Here is a 14562-nt window from a genome sequence, read left to right as displayed (position 1 = left end):
TACTCGCCCGTATGTTGTGCGTTTGATGCGCTTGCTTGAATGTCGTCCGCGACGGCGCATCGCCCTTCCACCTGATTACATCGACATCGCCGCACCGTCCGGAGCGCCGTCATGAGCATCGCGATTCCCTTCATTGCCTTCCTGCTGGTCGGCGCCATCGCCGCCTACCACCGCCTGCGACTTCCCGTGTGGGCGGCACTGACCGCCACCGCACTGGTGGCCTGCTGGCTGCTCGGTGCCAACGCCACGGCCACCGTGGTCGCGGCCATCGTCACCGCACTGATCGCGGTGCCGCTGCTGCTGCCGCAGTTCCGGCTGCCGTTCATCACCAAGCCGCTGCTGGGCTTCTACACGAAGATCCTGCCGCCGCTGTCGGAAACCGAGCGCGTCGCGCTGGAAGCCGGCACCGTGGGCTGGGAAGGCCAGTTGTTCTCCGGCAAGCCGGACTGGGACGTGCTGATGAACCAGCCCAAGCCCACGCTGCGTCCGGACGAGCAGGCGTTCCTAGACGGCCCGGTCGAAGAACTGTGCAAGATGGTCGACGACTGGAAGATCACCCACGTCGACGCCGACCTGTCGCCGGAGCTGTGGGACTACATCAAGAAGAACAAGTTCTTCGGCATGATCGTGCCGAAGGAATACGGCGGCCTCGGCTTCACCGCGCTGGGCAACCACAAGGTGATCCAGAAGCTGGCGTCGATGTCGTCGGTGGTCAGCTCCACTGTCGGCGTGCCCAACTCGCTCGGTCCGGCCGAACTGCTGATGCACTACGGCACGCAGGAGCAGAAGGATCACTACCTGCCGCGCCTGGCCGATGGCCGTGAAGTGCCGTGTTTCGGCCTGACCGGTCCGTGGGCCGGCTCCGACGCCACGTCGATCCCCGACTACGGCATCGTCTGCATGGGCGAGTGGAACGGTGCGCGCGTGGTTGGCGTGAAGCTGACTTTCGACAAGCGCTACATCACCCTCGCTCCGGTGGCCACGCTGATCGGCCTGGCTTTCCGCATGTACGACCCCGAAGGCCTGATCGGCGACAAGGAAGACATCGGCATCACCCTGGCGCTGCTGCCGCGCGACACCGCCGGCGTCGAGATCGGCCGCCGCGCGATGCCGCTCAACAGCCCGTTCCAGAACGGCCCGATCCGCGGCAAGGACGTCTTCATTCCGCTGAGCCAGCTGATCGGCGGCGAAGCCTATGCCGGCAAGGGCTGGCAGATGCTGGTGGAGTGCCTGTCCATCGGCCGTTCCATCACCCTGCCCTCCACCGCCAGCGGCGGCTCGAAGTTCGGTGCCGTCGTCACCGGTGCCTACGCACGCATCCGCAAGCAGTTCGGCCTGTCGGTCGGCCGCTTCGAGGGCGTGGAGGAAGCGCTGGCACGCATCGGCGGCAACGCCTACACCATCAGCGCGCTGGCAGAGGCTTCGGCCGCGGCCGTGGCCCGCGGCGAACTGCCGGCGGTGCCGTCGACCATCTCCAAGTACCACTGCACCGAGATGGGCCGTGAAGTGGCCCGCGACGTGATGGACATCATCGGCGGCAAGGGCATCATCCTGGGCCCGCGCAACTTCGCCGGCCGCAACTGGCAGGCCGCGCCGATCATGATCACCGTGGAAGGCGCGAACATCATGACGCGCTCGCTGATGATCTTCGGCCAGGGCGCGATCCTCTGCCATCCGTGGGTGCTGAAGGAAATGAAGGCCGCAACGCTGCCGGATCCGGACGAGCGCCTGCGCGAGTTCGACCGCAACCTGTTCGGCCACATCGGGTTCGCGATTTCCAACGCCGTGCGCTCGTTCTGGTTCGGCCTGACCTCGGCGAAGTTCGGCAAGGCACCGGGCGATGCCTACACGCGCCGCTACTACCGCAAGCTCAACCGCTACTCGGCGGCGCTGGCGCTGTGCGCGGACACCTCGATGCTGCTGCTGGGCGGCAAGCTGAAGTTCAAGGAATCGCTGTCCGGCCGCCTGGGCGACGTGCTGAGCAACCTGTACATCGCCAGCGCCCTGCTCAAGCGTTACGAGGACGAAGGCCGCCCGGTGACCGACCAGCCGCTGCTGGCGTGGTCGATCCACAACGCCACCTTCAAGATCGAGAAGGCGTTCTCCGGCGCGTTGCGCAACTTCCCGATCCGTCCGATCGGCTGGCTGCTGTGGGCGCTGGTGTTCCCGCTGGGCCGTCGCGCGCAGTACCCGAGCGATCGCCTGGGCCACAAGGTCGCCTCGCTGCTGATGTCGCCGAACGAGGCGCGCGACCGCCTGGGTCGCGGCGTGTTCCTGACGCCGACCGCCAACAACCCGGGTGGCCGCATCGCCAGCTACCTGCAGAAGGCGGTGCTGGCCGAACCGGTGGAGCGCAAGTTCCTGAAGGCGCTCAAGCAGAAGGGCATCGAGGCGCACGACTTCGCCGCCCAGCTCGACGAGGGTGTGCGCGAAGGCTGGATCACCGCCGAGGAACGCCGCCAGCTGGAAGAGCTGCGCGAGCTGACCATCGACACGATCAGCGTGGACGACTTCGACCCCTCCGAACTGCGCGCCGAGTCGCACCACGCCGACAAGCGCGACAGCCGCGCGGCGGCCTGACGCCGTCCATCATGAACCTCACGACGGCGGGCATGTCCCGCCGTCGCTTTTTCCGGAGTTCCGCATGTCGACGCCACTGCTGTCGATGTACCGCCGCATCACGCGCTGGCCGGCCGGCCACTGGCTGTTCTCGCGCGCGGTGTGCCTGAAGGCGCCGTATTTCTCCACCATCTCGCCGCGTTTCGTCTCGCTCGAACCGGGCCGTTGCGAGGTGCGCATCCGCGACCGTCGGCGCGTGCACAACCACATCGGTACGGTGCACGCGATCGCCCTGTGCAACCTGGCCGAACTCGCCGCCGGCGTGATGACCGACGCGAGCCTTCCGGCCTCGATGCGCTGGATACCAAAGGGCATGACGGTCGAGTACTTGAAGAAGGCGAAAGGCACGCTGCACGGCGTCGCCACGCCCGACCAGCCGCTGGTCGAATCCGACCGGGGCTACGACCTCCCGGTCAGCGTGGTGGTGACCGACGGCGCCGGCGAAGCCGTGTTCCGTGCGCGCATCGACATGTGGGTATCGCCGAAGCGATGACCGCGCTCGCGTGCGCTGCTGCTGATGCGCAGCGCTCCAGCCGGAGCTCAGGGCAGTTCCCGCAACCGCCGCTCCAGGAAGCGCCGCTGCGCCTCTTGCTGCGTCAGGTCCAGCGCGCGCCGGTACGAGAGACGCGCTTCGTCGTGACGTGACAGTCGGCGACAAAGTTCGGCGTGTGCGGAGTGCGCCGGGGCATAGCGCTGCAGGTCGTCGTTCTGCACCAGTGGTTCGATCAATGCCAGGCCCGCTTCCGGACCGTCGCGCATCGCGATCGCCGCCGCGCGGTTGAGCTGCACCACCGGCGAGGGATCGGCGCGCTGGAGCAGATCGTAGAGCGCGACGATGTGCGACCAGTCTGTGCGATCCGCGGATGGCGCGGCGGCATGCACGGCGGCGATCGACGCCTGCAGACCGTACGGCCCGAAGCGGCGCGCGCTCCAGATGCGCTGGACGAGTGCACGCCCTTCCTCCATCAATGCGCGATCCCAGAGGCCGCGGTCCTGCTCCTCGAGCAGCACGAGATCGCCGTCGGCAGTGGCGCGCGCGGTACGCCGCGATTCGTGCAACAGCATCAGGGCGAGCAGGCCCAGCGTCTCCGGATCAGGCAGCAACTCGACGAGCAGGCGCCCGAGGCGGATGGCTTCCGCGCTGAGCTCGAGACGCGTGAGCGATTCCCCGGAGCTGGCCGCATAGCCCTCGTTGAACACCAGGTAGACCACGTGCAGGACGATGTCCAGCCGCTCCGGCAGTTCCTCGCGCGAAGGCACGCGGTAGGGAATGCGTGCCTGCCGGATCTTGGCCTTCGCGCGCACGATACGCTGCGCCACCGTAGGCGCGGTGGTGAGGAAGGCCCGCGCGATCTCCTCCGTCGTCAGGTCGCACACCTCACGCAGGGTCAGCGCGATCTGCGCATCGGCCGGCAACGCCGGATGGCAGCACGTGAAGATCAACCGCAGCCGGTCGTCCTCGAGTTCCTCGTCATCGTCGCGTTCGATGTCGCGGTACAGCTGCTCGGCGATCTGCGCCAGCGACGCATCGAAACGCGCCCGCCGGCGCAGTCCGTCGATGGCTTTGAACCGCCCCGCCGAGACCAGCCAGGCGCGCGGATGTTCCGGAATGCCTCCAACCGGCCATTGCTCCGCAGCGGCACGAAACGCGTCGTGCAGCGCCTCCTCGGCGAGTTCGAAGTCGCCGAGGAGGCGGATCAGCGTGGCCAGCACATGACGCGACTCGCGCCGGTATACGGCCTCCAATTGCACGCGGACCGGATCGTCCACGGTGAGGCTACGTGCCGGGTCGCTGGCATTCGAAGATCGGGCGCACCTCGATGCTGCCGAACCGCGCGGACGGAATGCGCCCGGCGATGCGGATCGCCTCGTCCAGGTCCTTCGCTTCGACCAGATAGAAACCACCGAGCTGTTCCTTGGTTTCGGCATATGGGCCGTCGGTGGTCGATAGCCGTCCGCTGCGGACCCGCACGACCGTGGCGCTGGAGACCGGCTGCAAGGCCTCGGCCGCGATGAGCTGTCCGCTTCCGGTCAGGGCATCGCTCAGATCGAAGTACTCACTCATCACCGCGTCGACCTGCTCCTGCGGCAGGCTTTCGAAGGCTTTCTCGTCGTCGTAGATCAGGCAGATGTATTTCACGAGGCTCTCCAGTCGGTTGCGGGGCGGCCGGATGCCGCCCTCGTATCTGGTCGTTCCGGCGGGACCGGAATCGACAGCCTGCGCGAAGGCAATGCTCGGCCCTGCTTCGCGTCATTGCCGGCGTGGCGGAAATCCACCGCAGCCTGCGCTGGCGGCGCGATGCCGCCATGCGCCGGAAGTCATGAAGTGGCGGGCTGCGCCGGTGCGGTCGGCGGTGCTTCTTCCACGCGGCGCGACATGCGCCAGCCGATGATGGCGGCCGTGAACGCCGCGAGCGCGCTCATCCCGGCGAAACCGCCCGTGGTCACGCCCAGCATGCGCAAGCCGTTCATGCCCACGGCGATGACCGTGTCGCCGAAGCGCCACACCGCGGTGTCCACGGCGTTCTGGCCCTTGTAGCGCACGTCGCGCGGGACGCGGGTGTAGAGGCTGTGGCGCGCCGGCTCGGCCATGCCATAGGCCAGGCCGCGGCTGACGATCAGCGCGATCGCCACCGCCGGCATGCCCATCAGCAGCGGCGCATGCGGATCGGGCGAGAACACCACCACCGACAGCGCGAGCAGGCTGACGGCCGCCCACACCAGGATCACCGCACCCGGCCCCTTGCGCGGCAGCAGCCAGCGCGTGAGCGTCAGTTGCGTGATCACCGTGAGCGCATTGGCCGACAGGTCCACCTCGGCCGCGAAGCGCGTGCGTGCTACCGCGTCGGTGAATGTCGCACCGGAATAGTCGGCGACCAGTGCGTAATTGACCGTGCCGATGCCGTCGGCCAGCAGCAGCAGGATGGCCATGCCGCGCATGAAGGGATCGGCGAACACCTGGCGCAGTCCGTCCCACATGCTGCCACCCACCGCTGCCTCGTGTGCCACTTCGAAGCGGCGCGCACCATGCACCCGCGCCCAGCGCCCGAGCAGCACGATGCACGCGACCGCGATGCCCAGCAGCGTCGCCGACACCACCAGCAATGGCGCCACGCCGATTACTTCGACCAGCGCGCGCGTGAGCGCCGGCCCGGCAAGCGCGCCGCAGGTGCCGGCAACGGCGATGATCGGGAACAGGCGCTTGGCCTGTTCGCTGCTCCAGATGTCGGCCATGAAGCTCCAAAACACCGACACCACGAACAGGTTGAACACGCTCACCCAGACGAAGAACAGCGTGCCCAGCGCGCGCGGGCTGAGCAGGCCCTGCGCGGTGAACAGGGGCACGAAGCCGAGCAGGCAGGCGATGAAGAATCCGTACACCAGCGGCACGACCACGCGTCTGGGCCAGCGCGCGATGAGCCAGGCGAACACCGGCGTCAGCAGCAGCGTGGCCAGAAAAGTCGCTGCGTAGAACCACGGCAGCTGGGTCGAGCCAACCGCGGCCGAGAGCTGCTCGCGCACCGGCCGGATCACGTAGTACGCGGCCAGCACGCAGAAGAAATAGGTGAACGAGAGCGCGACCGCGTGCCACTCGCCGCTGTGGACCCGCCGTTGCGGCTCTTGCCTGGTCTGGCTGGATGCCATCGCATCGCTCCGGAAATGCTGGCGGCACGTTAGCCGATGAAGCCTACCGATCGCCACCGCAACCGCCTGGACCACCGGCCCGTGCGCGGCGGGAGCATTTGCTCTAATGGGCGCTCTTACGGTCGCCTGTGCCAGCTACAGGCAGACCGGATCCAAGGCGCAGGGCGGACGTGTTCGACTACATCATCATCGGTGCCGGTTCCGCCGGCTGCGTGCTCGCCAACCGGCTGTCCGCCGACCCGAACGTGAAGGTGCTGCTGCTGGAGGCCGGTCCGCGCGACTCGCATCCCTTCATCCACATGCCCGCGGGCCTGGCGAAGCTGCCGAACAACCTGCGCATCAACTGGGACTACCACACCGCGCCGGAGCCGCAACTCGATGGCCGCACGCTGTGGTGGCCGCGCGGCAAGGTGCTCGGCGGTTCCAGCTCGATCAACGCCATGTGCTACGCGCGCGGTGTGCCCGGCGACTACGACGAATGGGCCGCACTCGGCGCGCAAGGATGGGACTGGAACACGGTCCTGCCCTACTTCCGCCGCAGCGAGCACAACGAGCGTGGTGCCGATGCGCTGCACGGCGGCGACGGCCCGCTGTACGTTTCCGACCTGCGTTACACCAATCCGCTGTCGCATGCCTTCATCGAGGCCGGCGAGCAGGCGGGCTTCCCGCGCAACCGCGACTTCAACGGTCCGCGGCAGGAAGGCTTCGGCCTGTACCAGGTCACGCAGAAAGATGGCGCACGCTGCTCCAGCGCGGTGGCGTATCTCGACCCCGCACGCGCACGCGCCAACCTCACCGTCATCACCGGGGCGCAGGTCAACCGCATCACCTTCGAGCGTGGGCGCGCGAGCGGCGTGGTGTACGTCGCGCGCGGTGCGGCCTTCCACCAAGCGGCTGCTCGCGAGGTGCTGCTGTGCGGCGGGGCCATCAACTCGCCGCAGCTGCTGATGCTGTCCGGCATCGGCCCGGCGATGCAGCTGCGCCGGCACGGCATCGAACTGGTCGCCGACGCGCCGCAGGTCGGCGAGAACCTGCAGGACCATCTGGACATCTGCACCCTGCGCGAGGCGACGCAGCCGGTCACCTACGACCGGCTCAGCGACGTGCGCGTGGCGTTCGACTACTACCTGCGCGGTCGCACCGGCGTAGGCACCAGCAACATCGCCGAGGCGGGGGCGTTCCTCCGCTCGCGCTTCGCGCCGGACGAGCGTCCGGACGTGCAGATGCACTTCATCCCTGCGCTGCTGGACGATCACGGCCGCAACCGCCTGCCCGGCCACGGCTACACCGTGCATGCCTGTTTCCTGCGCCCGCGCAGCCGCGGCCGCATCACGCTGGCCAGCGGACGCGCCGGCGACAAGGTGCGGATCGAGGCGAACTACCTGAGCGATGAGGAAGGGTTCGACCTGAAGATGATGGTCGAATGCGCCAGGCTCTCGCGCGAGGTACTGGCGCAGAAGGCGTTCGACTCGATCCGCGGCGCGCCGATCTTCCCGGCCCGCGACGATCTGGACGACGCCGCGCTGATGGAGTTCATCCGCGCCAAGGCCGAAACCGTGTACCACCCGGTCGGCACCTGCCGCATGGGCAGCGATGCGCTGTCGGTGGTGGATCCGCAGTTGCGCGTGCGCGGCGTGGAGGGACTGCGCGTGGTCGATGCGTCGGTGATGCCCAAGCTCATCGGCGGCAACACCAACGCGCCGACGATCATGATCGCCGAGCGCGCGGCGGACCTGATCCTCGCCGGCTGAGCGGCCGGTTTCGCGCATCTGCAATCCCGGCTTCACGCGCTCTTCGCGCATCCACAAAAGTGAACGGGAAAACGAGCGGGTCGCGAAGTGCGATGCAGTGCACTAAAGCCTGCAAAATCAGGCTACTGGCGACCAATGTTGCCCCGTCCCCTGATATCGGAGCTATGATCCCCGCAGATTGCGCACCACAGGGGTCGAGGCCATGAATCCATCCAACAAGCGGCGCTCGCGCGTGCTGCCTCGCATCGCTGCAGTCGCGCTGTCGTTGCCGTTGACACTGGGTTCCACCGCGCAGACGCCGCAGCATTCGCCTTCGTCGCCCACGCCCGTAGTGCAGACCGCAACGCTCACCGCGTCACGTCCCGCCAACCTTCCGCCGGTCGCGCCCCTCGCGGCCGGTTTCGATGTGCGCCAGTTCGAATCGATGGCGCAGCAGCTCGTCGCCGGCCAGCGCGTCCCCGGCATGGCGATGGCGATCGTGCATAACGGCAAGGTCGTCAGCGCACGCGGCTACGGCATCACCGATACCAGCCATGCGCAGCCGGTCGATGGCCACACCGTGTTCCGCCTGGCCTCGCTGTCCAAGAGCTTCGCCGGCACCATGGCGGGCCTGCTGGTCAACGACGGCATGCTGCGCTGGGACAGCAAGCTGGTCGACTACATGCCGACCTTCCGCCTCAGCGATGCCGCCGCGGCGCAGCAGCTAACGGTGGCGGACCTGCTGAGCCATCGCGTCGGCCTGACCCACAATGCGTTCGACCGCGACCTGGAGCAGTACGTCGACTACCGCACGCTTACCCAGAAGCTGGCGTACGCGCCGCTCAAGTGCGCGCCGGGCACCTGCTACAGCTACCAGAACGTCGCCTTCAGCCTGATCGGCGACATGGTGTTCGCCGCCACCGGCGACTTCTACGCGCAGGAAGTCCAGCGCCGGATCTTCAAGCCGCTGGGCATGAACGATGCGAGCCTCGGCCTGGAAGGCATCCAGGCCAGTCCGAGCTGGGCGCGTCCGCATGTGCGCGGTCGCGGCGGCTGGGTGTCGCTGATGCCCAAGACCACCTACTACCAGGTACTGCCCGCGGCCGGCGTCAACGCCAGTGCCAGCGACATGGCGCAGTACCTGCTCGCGCACCTCGGCCACCGCCAGGACGTGCTTTCCGCGCCGCTGCTGGCCACGCTGCATCAGCCGCTGGTCGACACACCCGGCGAGATCCGCGGCTCGTCCTGGCGTCGCACCCGCCTGAGCTCCGCCGGTTATGCACTGGGCTGGCGCACGTACGACTACGCCGGCCATCGCGTGGTGTTCCATGGCGGCGCGGTGCAGGGTTACCGCGGCCTGATCGCGATGGTGCCGGAGCTCGACTTCGGCGTCGCCATGCTCTGGAACAGCGAGAGCTCGCTGCCCTCGGGCCTGCTGCCGACCATGCTCGACAGCGCACTCGGCCTGCCGCCGGGCCAGTGGCTGGACGACGACATCGACCCGACACTCTACGCCGAAGCGACGCCGGAACAGACCGGTCCCGACGCGCCCGGCACGCACGTGTCGAAGGCGACTGCCGCGCCGCACTGATCGCACGCCCTCGCAACACCACACAACGCCGCCGCAGGGCGGCGTTCGTGTTTCTGCGGTCAGCAGAACCAACGCGCGGATGTCGGCGGCGTCGCGGCCTGGAGGCCACGGCGTTGGCTGCCCCATCGACTATGCGCGTGGCGGGTGGGCTTCGGTGACGGACAGTGGTGTCCCTCAACTCACGGCCACTTGGCGCGCGCCTTCGTGGCGTAGTCGATTGCTGGGGCGCATTCGTGACACGCCGTGCGATGCATGCGATGGAGGCAAGGCTTCTACGACCGACTGGCATCGTTCAACCAGCCGGTGATCCCAGGCCCGGTTGCATGCCGCAGAGACAAACCCGGAGATCAGCTGTTCGTTGGCCAGGCGTGCCCATGAAGAGCGCCCGCGCCCGGCGCTGTCGACCACTAGCGGCACCACCGCAACATCGGGCCAGCGACGTCGTCGTGTGTATCCAGGGGACCACCAGGCATCGATCACGCGCCCATCGTGTGCCTCGACCGAAGCGACACCGCAAGCCGGCTCGACGCTCTTGGGATCCTGCCGCGCCGGATCTCGCGGTCGCGCAACTACAGGTCGGGTCAGCCTGGTCCGAACGGCCACCGACGAATGACTGACCTGAAGTCCTTGCAGCCGCTCTCGCTGCATGCCGCACCGGCACCCTCCGGAACGACGAACCACATTCGAAAGGCCCCAAAAAAAACTCTCCCCCCGCCTGGGCTGCGGGGAGAGAGCTGGATTACGGCTTTCGGGGCTTTTTTAGATCATCGGCGCCGGGGTGGCCGGCATCGAGGTCATGGCCTGCTTCTTGGAGGCCTTCTTGCGGCTGCTCTTCTTGGCGGCCTTCTTCGGAGCCGCCTTCTTGGCGGTCTTCTTGCCAGCCTTCTTCGCGGCCTTCTTGGCAGGACGCTTGGCAGCCTTCTTGGCGGTCTTCTTGGTCGCCTTCTTGGCCGTCTTCTTGGCAGCCTTCTTGGCGGTCTTCTTGGTGGCCTTCTTCGCGGCCTTCTTCACGCCCTTGCGAGCGGCGGTCTTCTTGGTCGCCTTCTTCGCGGTCTTCTTGGCCGGACGCTTGGTCGCCTTCTTGGCGGCCTTCTTCACGGTCTTCTTGGCGCCAGCCTTCTTGGCTACCTTCTTGGTCGCCTTCTTGGCGGCGGTCTTTTTCTTCGCAGCTTTCTTCATGGCCATGGTATGGCTCCTCGTCAGTGGTTGATCAGTGACTGATCAGTGGTCTTGCAGGTCTATAGCCCAGTAGAACCAGTCTGGTGTTACCAGAGCCGCGGGAGTCGGACCCGCGAGCAGCCGCCGACGCGCGGTGCGCGCCGGAACGGATGGGGTGTTGCCCGATGGACCGGGCAAACAAAAACCCGGCGCTCCGCGAGCGGACCGGGTCGATGTGGTGCGGTGCCTGCGAGGACGCGATGCCTTTCGCGAGGGAAACGAATCCTGCGTCCACCGTTTCGACTGCCCGGTCGGAGGTTCGTTTTGTGCCGCGAGTTGTCGCGTTGGTTGTACTCACTCGCTTCCGCAGGAGACGTCTGCTGGGCGAAACCTAATCACGCTTTTTCGCACTGTCAACAACTTGGCTCATTTTTTTTTCAGCGATGTGGTCGCCGCGTCGGCGGCCTCGGCTCGCCAGCCGCGTCCGACGACGACGCGCCTGCGCAGTGATGTCGAACGCCGCACGCCGCGCGCTTTCAGCAAATAGCTTTTTTTCAGGGGTTTTGAAAAGCACGCACGCTTGCGCAGCTTCTTCGGTCCGACCGCGCACGCGTTCGCGCGGGTGCTTCGGGGGCATGCTTCGGACCGGTGCAAACAGTTCTTCCGAAGGTGCGTTCGCCGGCGCCGATTGGGCGTCGCACAAGTCGATTTGCGCGAAAGTGCGCGAACTCCAACGCCCCTTCCGACGTCGTCGAACGCGCTCGGCACATCCGCTGCACGACCGCATCGAGATGCCGGACGAGGTGCGATGGCCGCTCGCACGACCCACTCGCGCCTCTCGATTCGCGTGTGCCGTGCGCCGGCATCGCGACGGCGAATGCCTGAAACGACACCGGCCGCACGAGGCGGCCGGTGGTGGACTGCATGTTCGCGGCGTCGCCGCGGAGTGAAGACTCAGTGATCTTCTTCCTCGAGCAGCTCGGCGTAGTCGTCCGGCGCCAGCAGCTCGTTGAGCTGGTCCGCGTCTTCGATCTCGACGGTGAAGATCCAGCCTTCGCCGTAGGCGTCCTCGTTGATGGTCTCCGGCTTGTCGGTCAGCGCCGAATTCACCGAGATGACCTTGCCGGTCACCGGGGCGTACACGTCGGATGCGGCCTTCACCGACTCCACCACGGCGCAGGCATTGCCCGCTTCGACGCGGTCGCCCACGTTGGGCAGTTCGACGTAGACCAGGTCGCCGAGCAGTCCCTGTGCGTGGTCGGAGATGCCGACGGTCACCTTGCCGTCGCCATCGATGCGTGCCCACTCGTGGGACTTCATGAACTTCAGATCGCCGGGAATTTCACTCATGACGGGCCTCGAAACGTTTGCGGGGGCGGCGGGAACGGCGCCTAGTTTAACGGCGTGGAAGACGTGCGCGACAAGTGTCGCCGGATCAGCGCGGATCGATGGACGGGCGGTACGGCGGCCGCGGGTGCAGCAGCGCCTCGCGAAGTGCGTCGAGGCGATCCTGTCCCCAGAACGGCTCGCCATCGAGCACGTAACCGGGCAAGCCCGGCAGGTCGGCGGAAATCGCGTTGCGCGTGTTGTCCGCGTACAGGGCATCGATCGCGTCGCTGCCCGCCTGCTCCATCACGGCAGCCGCGCCGAAGCCCTCCGCCGCGAGCAGCTCGGCGACGACTCCGCGTTCGGCGACGTCGCGGTCCTGTGCCCACAGCGCGCGGAAGACGCGCTCCATGTAGCCGGACGGATCGTGCCCGCCTTCGACCAGTGCGATGGCACAGCGATCGGCCAGCGCGATGTCGACCGGGTAGAACCGCGGTGCCAGGTTGAGCGGGAGGCCGCGCGCCTCGCGCCAGCGCTGCAGCTCGACCAGGCGGTAGCGCTGCCGCGCGGGTGCGCGCTTGCCCAGCGGCAGGCCGCCGTTGGCGTCGAACAGTTCGAAGATGCGCACCGGCCGGTAGCGCAGCTGCGCTCCGGTCTCGCGGGCGATGTCCAGCAGCGTCGCGTGCCCCAGCCAGGAATACGGGGAGATCAGGCTGAAGTAGTAGTCGACGACCACCGGAGAGGAGGCCGTGTTCAACCCAGCACTCCGTCCTGGGCTTGGCCGTCGCGCACGAACGGGAACTTCACCACGCGCACCGGCACTTCCTTGCCGCGGATGTCCACGCGCACGTTGCCCGGTGCACCGGCCGGCACGCGCGCGAAGGCGATCGCCTTGCCCAGCGTCGGCGAGAACGTGCCCGAGAGGATCTCGCCCTCACCGTTGTCGGTAAGCACCTTCTGCCCGTGGCGCAGCACGCCCTTTTCGTCCATCACCAGGCCGATCATCTGGCGCGGCGCACCGGCCGCCTTCTGCCGCTCCAGCACGTCGCGGCCGATGAAGTCGCGCGGCTTTCCATCGGCCTGGTCGTCGAGGGCGACGGTCCACGCCAGCGCCGCCTCGTACGGCGACACGTTGTCGTCCATGTCCTGGCCGTACAGGTTCATGCCGGCTTCCAGTCGAAGCGTGTCGCGCGCGCCCAGTCCGGCCGGCTTGACGCCCGCTTCCAGCAGCCCATTCCAGAAGGCGACGGTCTGCGCTTCGGGCACGATCACCTCGAAACCGTCCTCGCCCGTGTAGCCGGTGCGCGCGACGAATACGTCGATGCCGTCGCCCGTCTTCGCCTCGGCGGCGGCGAACTTGCCCAGCTTGCCGACCGCGGCGCGGTCTTCCTCGCGCAGCAGGCCCAGCACCTTCTCGCGCGCGTTCGGGCCCTGCACGGCGATCATGCCGAAGTCGGGGCGCTCGGTGACCGTCACGTCGAAGGCAGCAGCCTGCCCGGTGATCCACGCCAGGTCCTTGTCGCGCGTGGCGGCGTTGACTACCAGGCGGAAGAAGTCTTCGGCGCGGTAATAGATGATGAGGTCGTCGATCACGCCGCCCTGCGGGTTGAGCATGCAGGTGTACAGCGCCTTGCCGGGCACCTTCAGCTTGTCGACGGAATTGGCCACCAGCCGGCGCAGGAAGTCGCGCACGTATGCGCCGCGCAGGTCCACCACGGTCATGTGGCTGACGTCGAACATGCCTGCGTCGCGGCGGACCTGATGGTGCTCCTCGATCTGCGAGCCGTAGTGGATCGGCATGTCCCAGCCACCGAAGTCGACCATCTTGGCGCCGAGGTCGCGGTGGGTTTGATTGAGGATGGTCTTCTGGGTCATGACGGCGGGAACCTGTGCGGGAAGGCAGAGTCCGCGATTATCCCAGAACCGTCCGCCGCATGATTTGCCGTGCGCACCTACGCCTGCGCATGGACCCTGGCTATTCGCTCGAACCTTCGTTGTAGCAGCGCACGCGGTCGGGCGAAATACGCAGGAAGCGCCCGCTGGAGCGATCCAGCTTGAGTGCCCAGCGCACGGCGGGAAGCATGTCCAGTCCGGATGCGCCGTCGGCTCCCGTGTCGACGATGGCGACCACGCCGGCGTCGTCCACGCCGTCGCGCTGGCAGGTACCGATGGCGACGAGTTCGTCGCGCCGCAGCGCCGGATACGGCACCGAGTCGGTGATACGCCAGCGCGGTTCGTCACCGAGGCGGTCGACGAACTGCGCCGCCAGCAACTGCACGCTGCGGTCCTCGTCATCGTCCAGCGTGGCGATGCTGCGCGCGCACACCTGCTCCGGTCCGGGGCCCGAGCCGACGCAACTGCCGGTGTTGGAGCGGAAGCCGTCCGGATACGGCGGGACCTGTTTGCCCACCAGATGCGGTTCACCCGCCGCGGCCAGCGCACTCATGCCGAACAACACCAGTGCGAAGGCCGCGCGCATGCGTCGTGTCCCTG

At 67.5% G+C, this 14562-nt stretch carries 13 protein-coding genes; 4 read left to right on the top strand and 9 right to left on the bottom strand.

Annotated elements, in window-relative coordinates:
- The first annotated feature begins 111 nt into the window (after positions 1-111).
- Entirely contained in the window at positions 112-2580 is a 2469-nt protein-coding gene (locus VFE83_RS14790) for an acyl-CoA dehydrogenase (RefSeq protein WP_324907481.1), read from the top strand.
- 64 nt (positions 2581-2644) lie between these two features.
- Complete coding sequence (locus tag VFE83_RS14785; RefSeq protein WP_324907479.1) at positions 2645-3112, top strand: hotdog fold domain-containing protein; 468 nt, start codon at positions 2645-2647, stop codon at positions 3110-3112.
- A gap of 47 nt (positions 3113-3159) precedes the next feature.
- Here the strand turns inward: VFE83_RS14785 and VFE83_RS14780 are convergent, their stop codons facing one another.
- The 3 genes from VFE83_RS14780 to VFE83_RS14770 all read right to left on the bottom strand — a co-directional run bounded on the left by VFE83_RS14780 (position 3160) and on the right by VFE83_RS14770 (position 6264).
- A complete protein-coding gene (locus VFE83_RS14780; protein ID WP_324907477.1) occupies positions 3160-4389 on the bottom strand; it encodes an RNA polymerase sigma factor in 1230 nt (409 codons plus the stop codon).
- Between the two features lie 7 nt (positions 4390-4396).
- Positions 4397-4759, bottom strand: coding sequence for a YciI family protein (locus VFE83_RS14775; RefSeq protein WP_324907475.1), 363 nt, complete (start codon positions 4757-4759; stop codon positions 4397-4399).
- Positions 4760-4938: 179 nt separating this feature from the next.
- Positions 4939-6264: an NTP/NDP exchange transporter gene (locus tag VFE83_RS14770; protein ID WP_324907472.1), complete on the bottom strand. Its 1326-nt coding sequence runs from the start codon at positions 6262-6264 to the stop codon at positions 4939-4941.
- A 170-nt stretch (positions 6265-6434) separates the two neighbouring features.
- On the opposite strand from VFE83_RS14770, the gene VFE83_RS14765 reads away from it, so the two are divergent.
- Positions 6435-8015, top strand: a complete 1581-nt coding sequence (locus tag VFE83_RS14765; RefSeq protein WP_324907470.1) for a choline dehydrogenase — start codon at positions 6435-6437, stop codon at positions 8013-8015.
- 202 nt (positions 8016-8217) lie between these two features.
- Positions 8218-9585: a serine hydrolase domain-containing protein gene (locus VFE83_RS14760; protein ID WP_324907468.1), complete on the top strand. Its 1368-nt coding sequence runs from the start codon at positions 8218-8220 to the stop codon at positions 9583-9585.
- Positions 9586-10344: 759 nt separating this feature from the next.
- On the opposite strand, the gene VFE83_RS14755 is transcribed toward VFE83_RS14760, so the two are convergent.
- The 6 genes from VFE83_RS14755 to VFE83_RS14730 form a co-directional block, all read right to left on the bottom strand.
- Positions 10345-10770, bottom strand: coding sequence for a hypothetical protein (locus VFE83_RS14755; RefSeq protein ID WP_324907466.1), 426 nt, complete (start codon positions 10768-10770; stop codon positions 10345-10347).
- Between the two features lie 364 nt (positions 10771-11134).
- Positions 11135-11380 (bottom strand): hypothetical protein, encoded by a 246-nt coding sequence (locus VFE83_RS14750; protein WP_324907464.1) that lies wholly within the window; start codon positions 11378-11380, stop codon positions 11135-11137.
- A gap of 317 nt (positions 11381-11697) precedes the next feature.
- Positions 11698-12093 (bottom strand): glycine cleavage system protein GcvH, encoded by a 396-nt coding sequence (gene gcvH / locus VFE83_RS14745; RefSeq protein WP_324907462.1) that lies wholly within the window; start codon positions 12091-12093, stop codon positions 11698-11700.
- 85 nt (positions 12094-12178) lie between these two features.
- Positions 12179-12826: a 2-hydroxychromene-2-carboxylate isomerase gene (locus tag VFE83_RS14740; RefSeq protein WP_324907460.1), complete on the bottom strand. Its 648-nt coding sequence runs from the start codon at positions 12824-12826 to the stop codon at positions 12179-12181.
- The gene (gene gcvT / locus VFE83_RS14735) at positions 12823-13944 is read right to left on the bottom strand and encodes a glycine cleavage system aminomethyltransferase GcvT (protein ID WP_324907458.1); all 1122 of its coding nucleotides are present in this window, start codon (positions 13942-13944) and stop codon (positions 12823-12825) included. Before gcvT ends, VFE83_RS14740 begins: the two co-directional genes overlap by 4 nt.
- A 100-nt stretch (positions 13945-14044) precedes the next feature.
- On the bottom strand, positions 14045-14548 hold the full coding sequence (locus VFE83_RS14730; RefSeq protein WP_324907456.1) for a hypothetical protein: 504 nt from the start codon (positions 14546-14548) through the stop codon (positions 14045-14047).
- Between the last annotated feature and the right edge of the window lie 14 nt (positions 14549-14562).

Origin of the sequence: Lysobacter sp., assembly GCF_035655815.1 — a bacterium.
GTDB lineage: Bacteria > Pseudomonadota > Gammaproteobacteria > Xanthomonadales > Xanthomonadaceae > Lysobacter_J.
This window is presented reverse-complemented; position numbering and strand designations above follow the sequence as displayed.